Source organism: Candidatus Poribacteria bacterium (assembly GCA_026702755.1).
Lineage (GTDB): Bacteria > Poribacteria > WGA-4E > WGA-4E > WGA-3G > WGA-3G.
On record JAPPBX010000090.1, the window covers coordinates 95,764 to 115,744 of the forward strand.

Sequence of the window (19,981 nt, forward strand, 5' to 3'; positions counted from 1 at the left end):
GACTCCTAACTGTCCTTTCCCTTGACTTTCCGTCTTAGAATCTGGTATCCTGTTACAGGAGCTTATACATATAATCTTTTGCTGGCACGCCTTGAAAAAGGCGAGGTTAGAACCTTCACTTGCAAAAAACTAAAATTTACAAACGCGCTCTATTATATTCTGATTTCGTCCATGGAAGCTTTTGACTGCGAACTGAAACAACAGGTTATCTTCGGTGATAACACGATTGAGAGACTCGGTGAACTGACGCGCTCACTCGGAGGGAGCCGCGTTCTCGTCACGACAGATCGGGGTATCGAAAAGGTGGGCATCCTCGCGAGAGCCGTCTCAGCCCTGCAAAGCGAAAGGATCGCCGCTTACGTTTTTCCCGATGTTACGTCCAACCCGACGACAGAAGACGTTGACGCTGCGGTAGCGTTCGCGAAAACTAACGCGCCGATAGACCTAATCATCGGACTCGGTGGTGGCAGCTCAATGGATTGTGCGAAAGGGGCAAACTTCCTGCTCACAAATGGCGGCAAAATGGAAGACTACTGGGGCACCAACAAAGCAACCCAACCGATGCTCCCCTCCATCGGCATTCCGACGACCATTGGCACCGGCAGCGAAGCACAGTCCTTCGCGCTCATTGCACAGGCGGACACCCATAGCAAAATGGCGTGCGGCGATAAAAAGGCGCGATTCGGCACTGTCATCTTGGATGCAACACTTACGAAAACCTTGCCGAGACCAATCGCAGCAATCACAGGGATAGACGCTATCGCGCACGCTGTTGAAAGCTTCGTCTCAACCAGACACAACCCGATGTCACAAATGTTCTCACGACACGCATGGGAGTTGCTAAACGCTCACTTTGAGGCGTGCCTTGAACCCAACAATTCCACAGCCCGAAGCAAGATGTTATTCGGTGCTTATCTGGCGGGACTCGCAATCGAAAATTCGATGCTCGGTGCCGCGCATGCGTGTGCTAACCCCTTGACAGCGAGATACGATATTATCCACGGTGTCGCTGTTGCGTTGATGCTACCACACGTCATCCGACTCAACAGCACTGTGTCAGGAGAAGCCTATCGTGAACTGTACCCGGACGGAGATTTAGCGGACAGAATTACAACACTAAAGCAGATCGGCAATTTACCGAACAGACTTCGGGATTACCCTGTCCAATACACGATAGGAACAACAGACATACCGACATTGGCAAAGGAAGCGGCAACACAGTGGACAGCGCAGTTCAACCCGCGCCCTTTGAATGTCAGAGATTTTATGGCACTTTATGAACAGGTTTATTGACAAACAAGTAGGTAAGCAGAATCGTACATATCTTAAAAAGTCAAAGGCTACGGCACAACGGAGTGTGTCTTCTACCTTCCTCACTCTTGTGCTGCTGCTCTTCGCTTCACAGGTAACCCTTGGCAACTGGACCAGTTTCCGTGGTAATCCACAACTCACCGGTGTCGCCGATTCCCAACTCCCTGAAAATCCGCAATTGCTCTGGACTTTTCAGGCAGGAGATATGATTGAATCCACGGCTGCAGTCGTCAACGGTACCGTCTACATCGGCGCGTTAGATGGCATTTTCTATGCGCTCGACGCGCGAACAGGTGAAAAACAGTGGACCTATCAGACGAATAGTTCAATAAAAGCGTCCGCTGCTATCCACAATGGAGTCGCCTATTTCGGTGACGGCGATGGTGTCTTCCATGCGGTAGATATCAACACTCACAAAATGAAATGGCAGTTTCGTACGGAGGGTGAAATTATATCATCGGCGAATTTTGCTGGTGATCGCGTGCTATTCGGTTCGTATGACGGATTCCTCTACTGCCTCAACCGAGAGAACGGAGAATTGGTTTGGAAATTTGAGACGGAAGGTTACGTCCATGGCACCCCCGGTGTCTGGACACAGGTTGACAGCGATTCTGGGCAGGCGAAGAATTTCGTGATTGTCACAGGATGCGATAGTTATCTTCGCGTCCTCAACATCGACGACGGCACACAAACGCAACAGGTAGAACTCGGCGCGTATGTCGGTGCGAGTGCTGCGATTTCACAAGATCACGTTTACTGCGGCACGTATGGCACTGAAATACTGAGCGTCGCATTGGGAACTGGAGAAATTAAATGGCGGTATCGGCATCCGAAACGCAGATTTCCATTCTTTGCCTCAGCCGCCCTCACTGAAGATAGCGTTATTATTGGCGGACGCGATAAAATGGTGCATGCGCTCTCACCAAAAACTGGCGAGTCGCTATGGACGTACACCGCCAAATCCCGCATTGAGTCTTCCGCTGTCATCGTCGGCACGCGCGTTTTCCTCGGAACAACTCGCGGGTTAATTATTGGTTTAGATATTAAGACTGGGGAATTGGTGTGGGAATTCGCAACAGGCTCCTCTATCGTCGCATCCCCCAGCGTCTCCAATGGTAAAATTTACATCGGAACCGAGGACGGGATCCTGTATTGTTTTGGATAGATTAGTCTTCAAGGGAGGATTCGTCAAGAGGAAACTTTTCAGTAATGAACATCAGTGGGTCTTTCTTCGCTACGACCCTATAGGTGCGGCTGAGAAACGGCTTTGATTCGAGATGCCCAATAGCATCCGGCAAACCTACGGCTCGCTCAACACCCCACCATAATAAGTCGCGGCGCGTTTCCCATATAGTTCTTTGCAAAAGTGCGCCCAATCCTCCGGCCCTTGATTTCAATCCCTCTACAACGCTGTTTGGTAAACGTTCATAGATAAGATGAGAAATTGCGTAGGCGTGGATCTTCGGTGCTCGCGTATCAGTGGTAGGTGTTTGCAGCACGACTTCCCGCGTAACAACCGGATCGCCTATCGGAAGTTCCAACCAAGCGTACTCAATACCCAAGGCTTGCTCTGTTTCTCGTAGCGGAACGACTTCCACCGGAGAAAACGTATATGCCTCAATAAGATGTGTGACAGTTCCATCGGTGACGAGCAGTGCGCGCTGGAATGGCGTTAATCGTGAGGGTTTGATGTCGTCTAATGTGAGTGGTCTGGCAGCTTGAGCAACAAACAGCTTATTCAGCCGCTCGCTGATAATAGCATCTGAATTACCAATCGTGCTTTTGCCCACTGTGCGTGCCTCCCACGAGTTAACCCATTTGTATTAATTATAACGTCCACTCACACGACCTGTCAACATAGAATTGGCACGATTCATCGTTTCATGTTATAATTAACGTGAACTTATACGAATGTTACAGATCACATCTCGTGTCACAGGATCGCGAAGATGTCAATGCCCGCGCAAGGTAAAGGAGCGCAAATAATGCCTGAAACAAAACCGGAACCTGCAACAGCAGGCATAGATTCAAAGGACACAACCGTAGGGAGTGTATTCGTCTCTAACTACCCCCCGTATTCCACTTGGGGCGAGTCCGATGTACCAGCGGTGCACCAAGCACTCGTTGAACCGCCGCGCCCAGATGCAACGTTGGGACTTTACCTCCACATCCCTTTTTGCCGTAAGCGGTGCAAGTTCTGCTATTTTCGCGTCTACACCGACAAGAACAGCTCGGAAATTGATACGTACCTGAATGCCCTCGCCAAAGAGGTCGAAATTTATAGTGCACAACCCGCAATTTCGGATAGACCTCTGAGATTCGTCTATTTCGGTGGCGGCACACCGTCCTATATCAGTGTGAAACACCTGACGACTCTCGTCGATAGAGTGAAACAGGTGATGCCGTGGGACACTGCTGAGGAGGTCGCCTTCGAGTGTGAACCCGGCACCTTGACGGAAAAAAAAGTAGAGGCTATCAAAGGAATCGGTGTAACCCGACTGAGCCTCGGTGTTGAAAACCTGAACGATGAAATCCTCGCTGAAAACGGTAGAGCACATCTTTCCAAAGAGGTCTATCGTATCGTGCCGTGGATAAAGACGTTGGCGTTTGACCAAGTCAACATTGATCTTATCTCAGGCATGATAGGCGAAACGTGGGAGAGTTGGCGAGAAACCGTCGAAAAGACGATAGAACTTGATCCAGACAGCGTTACCGTCTATCAGCTTGAATTGCCGTTCAATACTGTCTACTCTAAGGACATTCTCGGCGGCGATACGCTTCCAGTGGCAGATTGGAAACTGAAACGCGAATGGCACCAATACGCCTTTGAGCAGTTCACACAAGCAGGTTACACGCAATCCAGCGCGTATACGGTGCTTAAGAAAGATAAGAATTGCCAGTTTGTCTACCGCGACGCGGTGTGGCAGGGCAGCGACATGATAGGCACAGGCGTTGCCTCCTTTTCGCACCTCAGCGGAATCCACTTTCAGAACGCACCTTCATGGGGAGATTACCTCGGCAACCTTGAGGAAGGTAAACTTCCGATTTACCGTGCGCTGAAACCTACGGAAGCGGAACGGTTGACGCGAGAGATGATATTGCAACTCAAACTTGGAAAAATCAGCCCTTCCTATTTCCAGGTGAAGTTCAATGCTGATATCCTTGAGATTTTCGCCGAACCCTACGAAAAACTGCAAAACGACGGTATGTTGCGTATCAACGCCGCATCAGATGAAATCCAGTTGACCCAGCGCGGATTGCTCCAAGTCGATAGCCTGCTCCCAGCGTTCTATGCCTCCGAATACCAAAACACACGATATACCTAAGCAATCTGATTCAATGAATATATTTTCTATTATGGAAGGTGAAAAAATATGGATCCTAAACTCATCGTATCTAACCCGTCAATTATGATGGGCAAACCCGTTATCGCAGGTACTCGCATCTCTGTCGAATTGATTTTAGAAAAACTTTCCGCGGGCGAGACGATTGAGCAGTTACTTGAGGCACACCCACGCCTGACTGAGGAAGGTGTACGTGCAGCACTTCTTTTCGCATCTCAAGTTCCTAAATCCCCCAGCTAAATTTAAAACATGGTTACAAAAACACAATTACATCGTCTCCGAGAGATGCTTGCTCCGATATTGGAGACAAACACCTTCTACAAACGAAAACTCACCGAAGCAGGAATTACACATCCAAACGACCTACAAACGCTGGAGGATTACCGGCAGCTGCCCTTTACCACAAAGGAAGAACTTAGCGCGGATCAAGTGTCGCATCCACCTTACGGCACGAACTTGACCTTTCCACTGGAGCAATATACCTGCCTCCATCGCACCTCAGGTACGACAGGCGCGCCGTTGCGATGGTTGGACACAGCAGAATCGTGGGACTGGTGGGGAAAATGTTGGGGCGAAATTTACAATGCTGCCGGTGTGACCTCAGCAGACCGGCTTATGATCGCTTTCTCATTCGGTCCCTTTATCGGTTTCTGGAGTGCTTATCACGGTGCGCAGCAACTCGGTGCGCTCATAATCCCCAACGGCGGTATGACCTCCGATCAGCGGATACGCGCCATCCTCAGCAACGATGCGACAGTGCTCATCGCGACACCGACTTATGCATTGCGACTCGCCGAAGTCGCCGAACAGGACGGCATCAACTTGTGTGAAGAAGCCTCAATCCGGGTAACAATTCACGCCGGTGAGCCGGGGGCAAGTCTACCAGCAACAAAACAACGTATTGAAACGCGTTGGGGCGCGCGTGCCTACGATCATGCAGGCGCAACGGAGGTCGGTGCATGGGGTGTTATGTGCAAACCACAGGCGGGAGTCCACCTCAATGAAAACGAGTTTATCTGCGAAGTACTTGATCCCGAAACCGATAATCCGGCAGACGAAGGCGAGTTAGTGATTACCAATTTAGGGCGTATCGGTATGCCGGTTATCCGCTATCGGACAGGAGATCACGTTAAGCTCAAACCAGCACCGTGTGAATGTGGTATGGAGAGTCGTGTCCTTGACGGTGGTGTTATCGGACGCTTAGATAACGTCCTCATCATCCGCGGTCTGAACGTATATCCTGCCACGCTTGAAAACATTATCCTTAAGTTCCCGGATGTCCAAGAGTTCGCTGGACGTGTTTACGGAACAGAGACATTCGATGAACTCGAAATCCAGATTGAATCGACGAACCCACAACCTGCTGACACCGCCACCGCTGTCGCCGCTGCGATTCGAGACGAGTTAGGCTTACGTGCTACTGTGAAAGCGGTGCCACTCGGAACATTACCGAGATATGAACTTAAGTCAAATAGGTTCACCGATGAGCGTCCAGCACAGCGAAAAATAGGGTGAATTTCTTGTTAATTGAATATCAAATTGGTTTACCTTGACACGTAAATCCTTGGAGACTATAATTGTTACATAACGAGAAACAATATACCGTCTACATTGAAACGTCAATTCCGAGTTTTTATTATACATTGCGCAGGGATCTTGAATCCCGTGCTATGCAGAGTTGGACCCAGAAATGGTGGGTCCAGTACGCGGACCAATTTACCCTCGTTTCAAGTATCGTTGTTATTAACGAACTCAGCGATGGAACGAGTGAGAAAACGCAAGACAGAATTAACTTGGTTAAAGACCTTGAAATGCTGTCTGTCACCACAGAGATTGACCAGATTGCACAAACCTACATTGATAGATTGATAATGCCTCAAGATATGTTTGGTGACGCACATCATGTGGCCCTTGCCTCGTTTTATAATGTAGATGCTCTTCTAACGTGGAATTATAAACATATTGCGAACCTTAACAAAATTTATCGCATCCGGCAGATAAACCAAGAACTTGACTTACCGACACCGGAATTGGCGACACCCCTCAATTATTTAGGAGTTGACGACTAAAATGGCAGACTATGAAATTGACGAAATTCGCAGAATTCGACGGGAAATCTCAGCAAGGTTTGACCACGATGCCCACAAGCTCGGGGAGTACTATCGGAAATTAGAGGAAGAATACCGGAAGTCTGGCAAATATAAATTTGTGGATCCACCGGATGAGAAACCAGAAGCTGCGAAATCGGATGACGAGAAAGCTGCAGATTGAGTAGCGAATTTCCTATTTCCGAAATAAATCCAAACGAAACTAAGATGTCAAAACTTTTAGATGGACTAAACCCATTCCAACGAGAAGCTGTTACGCACACAATAGGTCCCCCAGGACTTACGCAAAATCCATTTTTATGGAAGCGTTGTACTGCCATCGGAAATTTAGACCATACTCTAAACCAACTATAGTTTGGACAATATTATGAATTACTAAAGTTTGGACAATTCATATCAGATTTAGGTTGAATTTTCAAAGATTGCGAGGTTTTTCTACGAGTTTCACATCTGTCAGGACTTGTCGAAAAATAACAGAATCTCGCAAATGAGAGGTACGGTTTGCTGAACGGTCTCTACCGCAATGCTATAGGTTAACAGTCTATGCTACAAAAGAGGTGCCCGGTCAAAACTTTGCCTATTTTAAAATTGTCCAAAGTTCAGTATAAAGAATAAAGGAGAATTTTGTCATGGGTTGGCCATCATATTATGAGGATACTATAGAAGCGAGAGGTGAATCTAAAAGTTCCAACGAAGAAGCAATTCATAAATTCTTGGATAGAGCGGAAACTGCAGCCAAAAAAGTTCTAAGTCTTTCGGAAAATAATGATCCTGATTCGCAAAAACTTTTGGAGGCTATAAAGCATTATCGGTCTGATCGCAATTTCTTGGACAATAGTGAATGGAATTTAGAATTCATTTTTACTGCGGCACACTCGACACACTATAAACTCGGCAAGGTAAACTTTGAAGAAGGCAAGCTGGAGGAAGCGAAAAGCGCAGCAGAAGAAACCTTAAGACTCAGGGATGAATATCCACCTGCCCGGAAACTTTTGGCGGATATAAAGATGAGATATTACAACAATGGCAAGATTTACTTTAACCCTGAGGAATACACTCAAGCAATTTTTAAATTTCAAAAACAGATTGATTCAAACTGTGAACTTGCAAAGGAACTATTACAAAAGATAAAACAGAAACACAAAGAGCACGGCGATGACTATCGGAAGAAAAACGCGTTCACCAAAGCACTAAAATCCTACCAACAAGCAATACGCATTGACGATAAATACAAGGAAGCTCATCACAATCTCGGCATCCTTTATCGGAAGATGAAAAAATACGACGACGCGATAACAGCTTATCAGAAAGCAATAGCCATTGATGAAAGATCTCATGTAACCTATAGCGATTTCAGTTTCGTTTACCGCGAAATTGGTGAGACCGCTACAGCAGTAGACTTACTAAAGCGTGCAATCGCAATCAAACCAGATTATCAAAGATCATACTACAACCTTGCTGACACTTACTTTGAAATGGAAAATCTACAAGACGCAAGTGAAACAGTATTAGAGGCTTTAAGGCTTGATGATAATGATCAGAACACTCTAAAACTGCAAAAGAATATAGTGCACGCCTATTTAAAGCAGGGACGTGATTACTTCAGACAAGGCAATCTTACTGCAGCAGAAACCTCGGCAAAAGAGGCATTAACGCTCGATCCTAACTACCAACCTGCTCAAGAACTTCTGACAGAAATAAAAGATGCCCGTAATTGGTTGAAAGTAGGAGAGGCAAAGGTGCGAGGATTGGTCCGTTGGATAGTAAACCGTGTCGGGCTCTAAGGAAAATATAATAGGATACTGGACATCTGATCGACATTGACAATGCTGCTCAATTATCCAAACATTGAAACTCAAAAGTACAATTCGTACAGAGAAACATAAATGAACACACACCACACTTACGACACCATCGTTATCGGAGGCGGACCCGCCGGGAGTACTGTTGCGACACTTGTTGCCGAACAAGGATACCGCGTGCTTCTGCTTGAACGGGAAGCCGAACCGAAATTCAAAATCGGTGAGTCGTTGATTCCTGCCACATACTGGACCTTCAAACGGCTCGGTATGCTCGAAAAACTACGAGAAAGCCATTTCCCACAGAAATACAGTGTGCAGTTCTATTCACGCAGTGGCAAAGCCTCCAGTCCATTCTACTTTTTTCAAACCAATCCGCATGAAAGTGCTGTCACGTGGCAGGTCTTACGGAGCGAGTTTGACGAGATGCTCTTGGATAATGCCAAAGAGAAAGGCGTAGAAATTCATCAAGGAATCAGCGTGCGAGAGGTCCTTTTTGAGGGAAACACAGCAACCGGCGTTGTGACGCAGAATCCAAACGGCACGCATGAGACGCTTCAGGCAACCGTCATCGTCGATTCTACTGGACAGCGGTCTCTTATTGGAAGGCAGCTGAACCTGAATACGACAGAAGCAAACCTCAAAATGGCATCGCTCTTCACACACTATGAAGATGGACATAGAGACGAAGGCCTCGACGAGGGGGCGACACTCATCCTACACACCGAAGACAAAGACTCTTGGTTCTGGTCGATCCCACTTCCCTATAATCGAACGAGTATCGGGGTCGTCGGTGCGTTAGACTACCTCCTTCAAAACCGAAGAGATGCTAATGGCAAACTCAATACTCAGAAAATCTTCACCGAAGAACTTGAGAAATGCGCTCCATTGAAACAAAGACTCGAAGGTGCGAAGCAGCTTTTCCCGATCCAGACCACAAAAGATTTTTCCTACCGTGCCAGTCGTATCGCAGGCGATAATTGGGTATTAGTCGGCGATGCATTCGGATTCTTAGATCCCGTCTACTCGACCGGGCTGTTCTTGGCATTCAAATCCGGTGAGATGGCAGCAGATGTCATCATCGAAGCCTTTGAAAAAAATGATTTTTCCGAAGCACAACTCGGGAGTTTCGGGCCCGCGTTTGTGGAGGGAATGGAGGCATTTCGGAAACTTGTTTACGCTTTTTACACAAAGGAATTCAGTTTCGCGCGGTTCTTGTCAGAATACCCAGAGCATCAGGGAGGTATCGTCGATATTTTGAGTGGGGATGTGTTTAGGAAAGACGTAACGCACATTTTCCCAGCGATGGCAGAAATGTGTCCACTTCCACCTGAAGTGCCGCTCAGTTAGTCGGAATACGCATCATATCCAGAGGAGAATTTCATGAAATCAATCCTGTTCTATCTATCAATCATCTGTGTGATATTTGCCGTAGGGTGCGATAACGCCTCGAAACGCGACACCGCCCAAGGCGAAAAAAGTGATACAACTGCCAAGTTGGTGAACGATAGCACCTCAAAACGCCGCTTCGTCAGCGTCGGCACAGCTCCTGCTGGAGGAGCATTTTTCGTCGTCGGTTCCGCAATCGCTGAGGTCGTCGCTGGTAACGCACCGGAAGCAGATTGGGAAGTCACTGCCGAAGCCACCAAAGGCACACAAGAGAACATCCGTCGCATTGTAAGCGGTGAACTGGAATTCGCACTCGCCAACGCTGCAATCTCTTATTTCGCTGTGCGCGGCGAGGGTGCGTGGGAAACCGAATACACCATCCGTACCGTCATGACGCTTGCTCCAAATGTTGGTTTGTTTATTACATCACAGTCTTCAGGCATCCGTACGATTCAAGACTTTGCTGGAAAACGGATTGTCGTCGGACCGGCAGGCGCAGGCTTTGAGTATTTCCTGAAACCGATACTGGCAGCACATGGTATCACCTACGAAGACTTCACACCGATCAACAGCCACTACATCGGTGCGGTAGATCTATTAGCTGACGGTTCCGCTGCTGCGGCATTCATGGGTGGAGCAATCCCAACACCAGCCGTCACGCAAGCCAGCACATCCCAAAACATCTTTTTTATTCCGCTCGACGAAACAGCGAAACAGTCTCTCTTTGAAGATTATCCCTTCTTTAATGCGATAACTATCCCTGCGAACACCTACAAAGGACAGACGGAGCCGTTCGCCAGTATGAACGTAGGCGCAATGCATCTCATCACCGCCGAGAACGTAGATGAAAATATGGTTTACGAATTTACGAAAACCTTATATACACACCGAGCAGAGGTCGTCAAACGGCACGGTGCTGGCAAAGCGATTAATCCGAAAAACGTTGTCAAAGATACAGGCACGCCTTTCCATCCGGGTGCTATCCGTTTCTACCGCGAAATCGGTATTTGGAACGAATAAAAAAGTGCAACTTTTTTGTGGCTCGTTTGTAGTTAAGAATACGCGCATAGAGGGGCCGGAAATAGGGTTTTCTGAGTCAAGCAATATATTGACTGAGATGTCCCTTTTTCCGGTCAGCTTCGGTCTGAGGGAGATTATTCTCCTTTCAGACCGAAGTCTCTTCGCATTTCAAACATGAAGCCCTCAATAGTGAGGTAACACCTACAAATCATCCTCACAAAACAGAACAGATTTTCAATACCAGCCGCTTAACCTTTAGTCGCAGCAACGTCCTATCTCAATTCGTACAGAAAATCCAAATCATCACCCAAAATTTACTTAACATACGCTAAAAAAATACTTGACTTTAAAACGCTTTCTTTGTTATAATTGTAAAAATGCTTATTAAGGAGACTGGAAATGGAATTAACTTTTGAAAAAGATGACCTCCTGTATTCCCTACAAGTCTTACAAGGTGTCGCGAGCGGACGTACGACTTTACCCATTCTTTCAAATGTCCTCATCCAAGCCGCAGATGGGAAAATTGAGTGTGTCGCCACGGATTTAGAAGTCGGGATTAAGATGAAGGTGGAAGGTGTCATTCAAGAAGACGGCGCAATCACTGTCTCCGCTAAGAAGCTGGCAGACATCGTCAAGGAATTGCCCGTAGATAAAACAATACACCTCGCAACGACAGCAAACGACCGCGTCGAGATTACGTGCGGCGATGGCGTTTACAAGATTATCGGACTCCCGGACGAAGAATTTCCCCAATTGCCTTCTGTTGATGGACATTCACTAACAATCGAGGGAGAAACGCTGCGCGCTGTCCTCCGCAGAACCGAATTCGCGGCTGCGACAGAGGATGTGCGCTACTTCCTAAATGGTCTGTGTTTTAATTTTCTTCCTGACCGAACAGAAGTCGTCGCCACTGATGCGATAAGACTCGCACTCGCTTGCTGTGAACCGTTTCAGACACCGGAGAATGTAGAGAGCTTCATCGTTCCACTCAAAGCCGTTAAAGAGATTGAACGCACTTTTGCTGAATCCGATGAAGTGCAGGTCTCAATTTTTGAAAATCAGATTCTCTTCGCCGATGAGAACGCTACCTTAACGACACGGCTTGTAGAAGGGGATTACCCGCCATATCAGAAGCTCATCCCTGATTCGACAGTGGACAAGGCGGTTGTTCCTAAAGAACAGATTCTGCACGCGGCACGCCGAGTCGCATTGTTATCAAATCCAAAGACCTTTGCCGTCTGTTTGGAGATTGATACTGAACAGATTCAGATTTCAGCGAGGACCCCAGAATTAGGAGAGGCACACGAGACGCTTCCTGTAGAGTCGAGCACTGGACGCGTCCGGTTGGGGATTGATGCCCGCTTACTGATAGAGACACTGGCACACATCGAAACGGAATCAATCGCGATAGAGTTTACAGGCGCAGTAGCTCCTGTAGCCTTTAAACCGACCAATGAAGAAAGACATATTTGTCTGATAAATCCGATGCGTTTGGAATCTTAAAAGTGCTGTAGTAGCCAACCCGAAACATTGCAGTTCCACTGTAGGAACAGAGACATTTTTTTTACAGTACAGTGAAGGGCACGCCACCTTGCGTGCCCTTCACTTTTCTACAGATGCATCCAAAAAATATTTCTCAAAAAACTTGACAACGTTTCTGTTTTATGGTATTATTATATACCTGATGCCGAGATAGCTCAGTCGGTAGAGCAGAGGACTGAAAATCCTTGTGTCGGCAGTTCGATTCTGCCTCTCGGCATTTCAATTTGCCAAGCCGGTGTAGCTCAGTGGAAGAGCAACTGATTCGTAATCAGTAGGTCGGAGGTTCAAATCCTCTCATCGGCTCTTCTATCCGCCCGATATTAACAAATTGACAACCCCGGATCCGTTTCTTACGCTTACCCCATTCGTCTGAAAATTGTGGGATCATGTCGATGAATTATACCGCACTACTAAACGCATTAAAGGATATACTCCCTCTTTTACCGCAGAGTGTTCAAAGATTGATGCCTCCACTACTAAACGCATTAAAGTTTATATTTCCTCGTTTACCGCAGAGTGTTCAAAGATTGATGCCTGGATTCTTAGCATTTCTGCCTCTGGCACTTGAAGTTGCTAAACTCCTGTACAAACATCGCCAAGAAATCAGAGATACTATTGAGAATCTAACCGAGCGCACTTCAACGCAAACTAAACAGGTGAGTGATAGCATCGCAATGACTGTTCCGCGTTTGCCAAAGAGGGTAGGTCGAAAGTTGCATCGTTGGTTGGAATATTTGCCCTTCACACTTGAACTTGCTAAAGCATCTTATGAAAAGAACAGCCAAAAAGTCCGTAGTTTAACAACGCCGCTCCCAAGCAAGGTTAAAAGAAAAATCAACAGATTATTGAAACGCCATCATCGTCCACAGCGTTTGAATTTATTCCATAGATTTTAGAACTTTCTTCGTAGATTTCAACATTAGGAACATTGGATTCCATTTCTTTTTTCATCACTCCCCCAATTCTGACTCAGCAGCGATATCTTCTTCAAGCGACTTGATATTTGCCAAGACCGTCGGGTGCGGTTCAATTTCATAGACTTTCCGATACACTTCCAACGCAGCTTCTTTATCACCGAGGAAACTCGCATAAATTTCCCCCATCCGTTCCCACGCGCGAACCTCTTGAGGATCAAGTTCCACGATGCGTTCGTAGACTTGCAGGGCATCCGCATATTGACGCGTTTCGATATCCTCTCGCTCAAGTGCAGACGCGCGTGCAAAAAGCAGTCCGACGAGATCGGTAATGACTTCATCCATCCCAGGACGCTTTTCAAGTGCTTGTTCCAATACGAGAATTGCCTCCGATTCAAGTCGGGTAACCTCAGTAAAATCTTCAATCGTGTATTCTCGGTCTAAAAACCGATATTTCTGAAGCATTTTGGAGTATGTTCTGGATAGCTGCAGACGTGCAAGGATACCGATAGGTGCTTTTTCGGAGAGCACGACTCGCAACTCAGGATCGTTTTCAATCGCTTTTTTGTAGTGTTCCTCTGCCTGCTCAAACTGCTTACTTCCCTGATAGAGGACACCAAGGAGATAGTGTGCTTCGGCATTGCTCGGATCTTTTTTAACGACTGCGAGGAACTCCTCTGCGGCTTCGCTGAGTAAATAGTCATCGCGAAGCAGTTTTCCACGTAAAAGACGGACATCAGGATGGTCAGGTTGAACGCGTGATGCGTGTTCCAAACGCGCCTTTGCATCTTTCAGCCAACCACTTTGTGAATAAATTGCAGCGATGCGAAGATTGGCATGCAAACGGATTTCTGCCCCTGTTTTCGAGGCTCCATTTATCAAGTGCTTTTGTGCTTCCGCATCATCTTCTAATGCTTGCAATGCCTGCCAATAAAAAAGCGCGGCATCAACGAGATCCTGTTGGGCAAAGAGTGTGTCTGCTTTCTCAACAAAGCCACCTACCTGCGACACCGGTGGTGATCCGGATTCCGCACTGCCCCGCTGGATATAGAAAAACGCAAGCACAATAAAACCGATGACTACAAGTACTTCCGCATAAAAAAGCCAACTGCGTAAGGAAAATAGGGATTTCGTGTTAAATGACATGTTCACTCCCTTGTCTTGATATAGTGCACAAGACGATGGAACATAAGTTTTAATCCACAATCAAAACGACGCGCTACTGTGCGCGACTCTCAATTTCGTCAAGAATACCGAGCATCTTCTCCGCATCAACGAAACCGGTGAACCGCTTAAGAGTAACACCATCGGCATTCAAGAAAATGACAACTGGCAATCCCGGTATCTGGTACTTCTCGGTGAGTGCTTTCGTCGTTTCGGAGGTGCGCGTGAAATCGAGTTTGACATTGACATAATCAGCGAGTCTCGCGGCAACAGCAGGATCTGCATACGTCAGATGGTCCAGCTCCTTACAAGCAGCACACCAAGAGGCATAAAAATCGAGCATTACGAGTTTGTCCTCCCGCTTGGCGATTTCAAATCCCTCGGCTTCGTCGTACACCCAATCAAGATGGGGTCCAGCAGGCTGCTGGATACCACCGACAAACATATAAGCACCGAGCACCGCTAACAAAAGACCGCATGCCTTTCGGAATTTCATCTGTGGAGAGATACCACTGAAACGTTCCGTCAACTTGCCAAGCCACACGCCAATCAGCACTAAACCACCCGCAATAGCGAAGAACGGTAGCGAATTTTGCAGGAAACTCTGCAACAGTGGGAACACGTCTTTAAGAAAGTAGAGTGCCATCGTAATAATCGCAATGCCGAAGATGTTCTCCAAAACATACATCCATCCGCCTGAACGCGGCAGCGCAGAGAGTAACCCGGAGAACGTGCCAATACCGATAAAAAGTAACCCCATTCCGAGAGCATAAGTGAACATGAGCCAGAATCCGAGGAAGAGGCTGCCCGTCGTTGCAATATAAGTTAGGACGACCGCTAATGCTGGTCCTGTGCAAGGTGCCGCAATCACACCTGCGACTGTTCCCATAGCGAATGCCCCGGCAAATCCGGTCCCTCCAACGGTGTTGAGACGATTTTGCACCGAGTATGGCAATCGAATCTCAAAAACACCGAACATAGACAATCCCAAACTCACAAGAATTAGACTGATGAAGCCAACAACCCACGGGTTCGCCATTATTTGACCGAAAACTGCGCCTGTCGATGCAACCGCCACACCTAAAATCGAATAGGTAACGACGATGCCAAGGACATACACAATAGAGAGCAGGAAAGATTTGAGAAAACCAGCAGATTCATTCGCACCGAAAACGGAAACGGTGATCGGTATGAGCGGATAAACACACGGGGTTAAACTGGTCAAAATACCACCAGCAAACACAAGCAAAAACGCAAGCCAGACCTGTCCACCAGAGAGCGCACGCGCAAGGGTTCCTTCGTCGCTATCAGCATCCGGTAGTGCCCCAAATTGAATATTGGCAAAAACCGCTTCATTAACTCGCTGAACGGTGTCCTCTATACCAACAACTTCAATAGGAACCTCAAAAGCCAGAACTTCAGGTAACAGACACTGTTCCTCGTTACATGCTTGATATCTCAGTTCCAAATCCATCGTGATCGGTTCAATTGGCGCGTCTTGACTTAAATCGGCTTGGATACCGATGGTGATGGTATCGTGATAGACGGGTGCCTCTCCAATGGAGCCAAGTTCCAATACTTCGCCAACGGGATATACCATCTCACCGACAGTGAGATGTGGCGTATCGGGGAAAATGACCTCGGTCGCGATAAGCCCTTCGCCAGCGGGATTCGCGTTGACATGCCATCCTTCGGCAATCTCAACAACGACAGCCATTTGAAATTGGCTTCCGGGTTGCACCTTGTCAACAGAGAGGTATCCTTTTGCAGTGAGTTTCTCAGTAGACAGTTTTTCATCAAGTCCAAAATCTGCGAACTGTGCTTGGACATGAACTAGAAAAATCATCGGAACAAGAGTCACCACACACCAGAGCAAATATTTACGAAGTTTGTTGGTTCTTAACATACGTTAGTTCTCCTCAACTACCTCGGTTCAAGCACCACACAGGGTAGGATCATCTCTTCAAGTGAAATGCCGCCGTGTTGGAAACTGCCTTGAAATATTTCCTTATACATATTGAACTGCCTGTCATAAACGAAATAGTAATCCTCTTTGGCGAGAATATAACTTTTGCCAGCTTCTTCACCGGGTAGACGGTATGCGACAGGATCCTTTATGAGCCATCCGGCTTCAGGTGCGCATGAAATGCCTTTCCCCTCTTTAAACCGAAGTCCCGTGGTGAGTTCAGCTTGGCTCGAAACTTTCGCTGCATTTTGACAGAGCAGCGAACCGTGGTCAGACGTTAAGATGACGGTCATACCGCGGTCAGCAGCGATTCTGAATACCTTATACAGATGCGAATGCTGAAACCACGCCTGTACGAGTGCCCGGAATGCGGTTTCATCTGGAACAAGCTGTTGAAGTAAATCCACCTCATGCCGTGTGTGTGTCAACATATCCAGAAAATCAACAACAAGTGCTGTCAAACTAATTCGATCTGTGACACTTAACCAATGTAGGTATTGCATCTCCCCTCGTGTATCAAAAATTTTGAAGTAATGCAGGGGTGGCTTCAGAGGTATCCCATGCCGCTCAAATTGCAAGCGCATGAGTGCTTTCTCATAGCGGTTGATGCTTGTGTGTGCTTGATCGGGTTCAGCGTATAGATCCGGATGCCTTTCTGCGAACTCAAGCGGAAACAACCCACTAAAAATAGCGTTTCGTGCATAACGGGTCGCTGTGGGCAAGATAGAATAATAGTAATCAGTCGTTATGTTGAAAAGCGGGTAGAGCAACGGCTCAATTTTCAACCAATGATCCAACCGCATACAATCCATAACAACAAACAGCACCTGCTTTCCTGCCTGAATTTCAGGGATGACATATTTGTAAACGACATCTACAGATAAAGTCGGGGACGCTTCACCTACAAGCCAACCGTGATAGTTGTCTTGGATATAGTTAGCAAAAGCTGCATTTGCCTCTCGCTTCTCTATTTCATGGATAGACTTAAGTTCGTCAACGTTATCAAGTGTATCAAGCCGCAGATCCCATTCCACAAGACGCACATAGGTATCAATCCATGTTTCCCAATCATCGGCAGCGTCCCAGTCCTGCGTCATCTCACCTAAAACCTGTGTTCCACTAAAACTCCGGCTGTACGCTTGCGGCGTATATGCTTCACGGATTGCTCGCTTCTCAAGCAGGAAGGTGAGTGATGTCGATAACTGCTTGTGCGAAGTTTCCTCCTGATCACTTGTTGAGATTACGAAAATATCGTCAACATCGTAAAGGCTTCCTTGCTCCATTACCTCCTGCCCACTCTCGTGCGTTAGAAGAATAATAGGGATATGCGCGTTCACACTCCGAACACGCGAAAGCAGATTTTCCTCTTGCGTCGGTGCATCATAATTTAATAAAACTGCGTGATATGTCTCTTCTTGGAGTAAAGAAACGCCTTCAGCCCCAGTGTCCACTAAAGAAACATTGTACCCTTTGAACTCCAAGAAGCGAATGTAGGGTTTGGGTGTTATATACGTCTGTTCCTCATTATATGTGTTTTCAAGTTGAGCATTAGATTGCTCTACATCAGATATCTGGTTGTCAATCCACAGAATCCTCCATTTTTTCTCTTGCATGTTATACCCCCTTTTTGGCGCAGCTCGCAAGCCGAAACTTGCTTGACAACAGCGCAACATAGGCTCACAAAGTGTATCCTACATCTTAATAAAACGGGCAATCCATCAGCTGCCCGATGTTTCGGGGTGAGCATTTATAAATCCTTCAACAAAAAGCAAAAAACACGACGTGATCCTCTGCTTAACAACAAAACTAAATACTCGAAATAAAACGTCCTGGATTCAACAAACCATCCGGATCGAATTTGGCTTTAACCTGTTTCATTAAACTAAGCGTGCCTCCGACGGAACCCCAAACGTCAATATGTTGTTTGAGTTCAGACGGTGCGGTTTCTATTATAAGGTTCCCCTGCGCCTTCATTGCCGATTGACGCAGCTGCGTGAGTGCATCCGCAAGTTGTTGAAAATCTGTGTTAGACATTATAGGAAGGGTGAGATATAACACACCACTCCCAAGCAACGCCATCATTTGAACATGACGCGCCCAATCCGCGTCTCCAACTTGCGCAGCAAATTCGGCGATATCGGTACGCTTCAGATTTAACTTGGCAATCACTACCTCAATACTTCTGCTGTCTGCAGGGAATTCCTGAATAGCCTCTTGAAGCTGGTGTTGCGATTCGTCTTCTACAATAGTCACACCGATCGCGCCATTTTGTTCCATAACTTCTTGGCAGTGTGTCAATTGCCACGCTACGGTCTCGGCATCGCCACCGAACCCAACTGTCAGTACCGGTTCATTTTTAGCTGCAGTGGCATCGCTAAGCCTTGGATCTGCGTTAGCAAATAGATTTACAAACAGCGGCAATATCTGCGAACCTACAATGTTTAAGCCCGTGTCAGCAGCGTCTTGAACACTTTGAAAGTCTGCGGTGAGGATTGCTTGCCGTGCAGGTATCGGGGACAATTTGAGAGCCACTTCGGTGATAATACCGAGCGTTCCAAAAGCACCGATATAAAGCTTGTTGAGATCGTAACCCGCGACATTTTTCACCACTTTCCCACCGCTTTTGGCAACGGTGCCGTTTGCATGGACAACCTTCAATCCCAAAACCTGATTTCGGGCGGTCCCATGTCGTAAACGGAAAGAACCGCTCACATTTGTTGCAACAATTCCACCGATGGTGCTTCGGGCTGCATAAGGTGGATTCAATGAGAGAAACTGTCGATATTTCGCTAATTCAGTTTGAAGAACGGCTAAAGGAATACCCGCCTCCACAGTTACAGTTAAATCCGCCGGTTCATATTCGATGACGCTATTGAGTCGCGTTGTCGCGAGTACCACATCTACCTTTTGTGGTAGATTCCCGATGTCAAGTTTCGTGCCAGCACCAGCAGGCATAACCGATAAGTCCTGTTTTGCCGCAAATCGGAGAACATCTTGTATCTCTTGGATGGATCCCGGCAAGACGACTGCTTTCGGAACATATCCATCAAAAGTGTAAGCGGGAATCTGTGCCTCTGGCAGGATCCCAGACTCTCCTACTATATGTTTAAGTTCATCGTGCAAGGCACGCGAATTCTCCATGTACTTCTCTTTCTTCCTCACGATAGTAAACAGTTATGTTTCAGATTACTTGGTGAGAATCCGTATTTCAAATCCCTCTATGTTTTCGCCCTGTTCCAATTGGAAAGGTGTCTGGTAAACAGGTGAATCTTCCAAACGTTTTACACTCCGCTCAAGTAGAGACAAACGTGAACTAAGTCTTCCAAACTCTCGAACAATCCATATTATGCCACCTACTATAGCGAGTAATACTGGTACTCCTGCTGCAAGTAAAGCAACAATTACATTTGCCTCTATCACTCCG

At 46.9% G+C, this 19,981-nt stretch carries 18 protein-coding genes and 2 tRNA genes; 14 read left to right on the forward strand and 6 right to left on the reverse strand.

Features of this window, described 5'->3' with window-relative positions; translation table 11 throughout:
• Nucleotides 1–171 precede the first annotated feature (171 nt).
• Both OXH39_17505 and OXH39_17510 read left to right on the forward strand, forming a co-directional pair.
• Nucleotides 172–1,293: an iron-containing alcohol dehydrogenase gene (locus tag OXH39_17505; protein MCY3552262.1), complete on the forward strand. Its 1,122-nt coding sequence runs from the start codon at nucleotides 172–174 to the stop codon at nucleotides 1,291–1,293.
• Nucleotides 1,277–2,476, forward strand: coding sequence for a PQQ-binding-like beta-propeller repeat protein (locus OXH39_17510; protein MCY3552263.1), 1,200 nt, complete (start codon nucleotides 1,277–1,279; stop codon nucleotides 2,474–2,476). The genes OXH39_17505 and OXH39_17510 overlap by 17 nt, the downstream gene beginning before the upstream one ends.
• Nucleotide 2,477: 1 nt before the next feature.
• Here OXH39_17510 and OXH39_17515 read toward each other — a convergent pair whose 3' ends face one another.
• Nucleotides 2,478–3,101, reverse strand: coding sequence for a chorismate pyruvate-lyase family protein (locus tag OXH39_17515; protein MCY3552264.1), 624 nt, complete (start codon nucleotides 3,099–3,101; stop codon nucleotides 2,478–2,480).
• Between the two features lie 195 nt (nucleotides 3,102–3,296).
• Between OXH39_17515 and OXH39_17520 the strand changes: the two genes are divergently transcribed.
• The 12 genes from OXH39_17520 (at nucleotide 3,297) to OXH39_17575 (ending at nucleotide 13,409) form a co-directional block, all read left to right on the forward strand.
• Nucleotides 3,297–4,637, forward strand: coding sequence for a coproporphyrinogen-III oxidase family protein (locus OXH39_17520; protein ID MCY3552265.1), 1,341 nt, complete (start codon nucleotides 3,297–3,299; stop codon nucleotides 4,635–4,637).
• 48 nt (nucleotides 4,638–4,685) lie between these two features.
• Entirely contained in the window at nucleotides 4,686–4,895 is a 210-nt protein-coding gene (locus OXH39_17525; protein MCY3552266.1) for a DUF433 domain-containing protein, read from the forward strand.
• 9 nt (nucleotides 4,896–4,904) lie between these two features.
• Nucleotides 4,905–6,170, forward strand: coding sequence for a phenylacetate--CoA ligase family protein (locus OXH39_17530; protein MCY3552267.1), 1,266 nt, complete (start codon nucleotides 4,905–4,907; stop codon nucleotides 6,168–6,170).
• 62 nt (nucleotides 6,171–6,232) lie between these two features.
• The gene (locus tag OXH39_17535) at nucleotides 6,233–6,724 is read left to right on the forward strand and encodes a type II toxin-antitoxin system VapC family toxin (GenBank protein MCY3552268.1); all 492 of its coding nucleotides are present in this window, start codon (nucleotides 6,233–6,235) and stop codon (nucleotides 6,722–6,724) included.
• A 1-nt stretch (nucleotide 6,725) separates the two neighbouring features.
• Nucleotides 6,726–6,926: a hypothetical protein gene (locus tag OXH39_17540; GenBank protein ID MCY3552269.1), complete on the forward strand. Its 201-nt coding sequence runs from the start codon at nucleotides 6,726–6,728 to the stop codon at nucleotides 6,924–6,926.
• Nucleotides 6,927–7,392: 466 nt separating this feature from the next.
• A complete protein-coding gene (locus tag OXH39_17545) occupies nucleotides 7,393–8,547 on the forward strand; it encodes a tetratricopeptide repeat protein (protein ID MCY3552270.1) in 1,155 nt (384 codons plus the stop codon).
• Nucleotides 8,548–8,649: 102 nt separating this feature from the next.
• Complete coding sequence (locus OXH39_17550; protein ID MCY3552271.1) at nucleotides 8,650–9,912, forward strand: NAD(P)/FAD-dependent oxidoreductase; 1,263 nt, start codon at nucleotides 8,650–8,652, stop codon at nucleotides 9,910–9,912.
• Between the two features lie 33 nt (nucleotides 9,913–9,945).
• A complete protein-coding gene (locus tag OXH39_17555; protein ID MCY3552272.1) occupies nucleotides 9,946–10,971 on the forward strand; it encodes a TAXI family TRAP transporter solute-binding subunit in 1,026 nt (341 codons plus the stop codon).
• A gap of 399 nt (nucleotides 10,972–11,370) precedes the next feature.
• On the forward strand, nucleotides 11,371–12,474 hold the full coding sequence (gene dnaN / locus OXH39_17560) for a DNA polymerase III subunit beta (protein ID MCY3552273.1): 1,104 nt from the start codon (nucleotides 11,371–11,373) through the stop codon (nucleotides 12,472–12,474).
• A gap of 183 nt (nucleotides 12,475–12,657) precedes the next feature.
• A tRNA-Phe gene (locus OXH39_17565) sits at nucleotides 12,658–12,730 on the forward strand.
• 14 nt (nucleotides 12,731–12,744) lie between these two features.
• Nucleotides 12,745–12,816 (forward strand) — tRNA-Thr (locus tag OXH39_17570).
• Between the two features lie 89 nt (nucleotides 12,817–12,905).
• Nucleotides 12,906–13,409 (forward strand): hypothetical protein, encoded by a 504-nt coding sequence (locus OXH39_17575; protein ID MCY3552274.1) that lies wholly within the window; start codon nucleotides 12,906–12,908, stop codon nucleotides 13,407–13,409.
• A gap of 54 nt (nucleotides 13,410–13,463) precedes the next feature.
• On the opposite strand, the gene OXH39_17580 is transcribed toward OXH39_17575, so the two are convergent.
• The 5 genes from OXH39_17580 to OXH39_17600 form a co-directional block, all read right to left on the reverse strand.
• Nucleotides 13,464–14,573 carry a tetratricopeptide repeat protein gene (locus OXH39_17580; GenBank protein ID MCY3552275.1) on the reverse strand — a complete coding sequence of 370 codons (1,110 nt, stop codon included), beginning with the start codon at nucleotides 14,571–14,573 and terminating at the stop codon, nucleotides 13,464–13,466.
• A 73-nt stretch (nucleotides 14,574–14,646) separates the two neighbouring features.
• Nucleotides 14,647–16,437: a thioredoxin family protein gene (locus OXH39_17585; GenBank protein MCY3552276.1), complete on the reverse strand. Its 1,791-nt coding sequence runs from the start codon at nucleotides 16,435–16,437 to the stop codon at nucleotides 14,647–14,649.
• A 77-nt stretch (nucleotides 16,438–16,514) separates the two neighbouring features.
• Nucleotides 16,515–18,170: a bifunctional response regulator/alkaline phosphatase family protein gene (locus OXH39_17590; GenBank protein ID MCY3552277.1), complete on the reverse strand. Its 1,656-nt coding sequence runs from the start codon at nucleotides 18,168–18,170 to the stop codon at nucleotides 16,515–16,517.
• A 193-nt stretch (nucleotides 18,171–18,363) separates the two neighbouring features.
• The gene (locus OXH39_17595) at nucleotides 18,364–19,698 is read right to left on the reverse strand and encodes an FAD-binding oxidoreductase (protein MCY3552278.1); all 1,335 of its coding nucleotides are present in this window, start codon (nucleotides 19,696–19,698) and stop codon (nucleotides 18,364–18,366) included.
• Between the two features lie 45 nt (nucleotides 19,699–19,743).
• A complete protein-coding gene (locus tag OXH39_17600) occupies nucleotides 19,744–19,977 on the reverse strand; it encodes a hypothetical protein (GenBank protein ID MCY3552279.1) in 234 nt (77 codons plus the stop codon).
• Nucleotides 19,978–19,981 lie beyond the last annotated feature (4 nt).

What these genes read in the sequence shown, in the direction of transcription:
- OXH39_17510 (MCY3552263.1), top strand. Translation starts at nt 1,277, where the DNA reads ATGAACAGGTTTATTGACAAACAAGTAGGTAAGCAGAATCGTACATAT.
- OXH39_17530 (MCY3552267.1), top strand. Translation starts at nt 4,905, where the DNA reads ATGGTTACAAAAACACAATTACATCGTCTCCGAGAGATGCTTGCTCCG.
- OXH39_17580 (MCY3552275.1), bottom strand. Translation starts at nt 14,573, where the DNA reads ATGTCATTTAACACGAAATCCCTATTTTCCTTACGCAGTTGGCTTTTT.
- OXH39_17575 (MCY3552274.1), top strand. Translation starts at nt 12,906, where the DNA reads ATGAATTATACCGCACTACTAAACGCATTAAAGGATATACTCCCTCTT.
- OXH39_17585 (MCY3552276.1), bottom strand. Translation starts at nt 16,437, where the DNA reads ATGATTTTTCTAGTTCATGTCCAAGCACAGTTCGCAGATTTTGGACTT.
- OXH39_17550 (MCY3552271.1), top strand. Translation starts at nt 8,650, where the DNA reads ATGAACACACACCACACTTACGACACCATCGTTATCGGAGGCGGACCC.
- OXH39_17590 (MCY3552277.1), bottom strand. Translation starts at nt 18,170, where the DNA reads ATGCAAGAGAAAAAATGGAGGATTCTGTGGATTGACAACCAGATATCT.
- OXH39_17520 (MCY3552265.1), top strand. Translation starts at nt 3,297, where the DNA reads ATGCCTGAAACAAAACCGGAACCTGCAACAGCAGGCATAGATTCAAAG.
- dnaN (MCY3552273.1), top strand. Translation starts at nt 11,371, where the DNA reads ATGGAATTAACTTTTGAAAAAGATGACCTCCTGTATTCCCTACAAGTC.
- OXH39_17545 (MCY3552270.1), top strand. Translation starts at nt 7,393, where the DNA reads ATGGGTTGGCCATCATATTATGAGGATACTATAGAAGCGAGAGGTGAA.
- OXH39_17595 (MCY3552278.1), bottom strand. Translation starts at nt 19,698, where the DNA reads ATGGAGAATTCGCGTGCCTTGCACGATGAACTTAAACATATAGTAGGA.
- OXH39_17540 (MCY3552269.1), top strand. Translation starts at nt 6,726, where the DNA reads ATGGCAGACTATGAAATTGACGAAATTCGCAGAATTCGACGGGAAATC.
- OXH39_17525 (MCY3552266.1), top strand. Translation starts at nt 4,686, where the DNA reads ATGGATCCTAAACTCATCGTATCTAACCCGTCAATTATGATGGGCAAA.
- OXH39_17505 (MCY3552262.1), top strand. Translation starts at nt 172, where the DNA reads ATGGAAGCTTTTGACTGCGAACTGAAACAACAGGTTATCTTCGGTGAT.
- OXH39_17555 (MCY3552272.1), top strand. Translation starts at nt 9,946, where the DNA reads ATGAAATCAATCCTGTTCTATCTATCAATCATCTGTGTGATATTTGCC.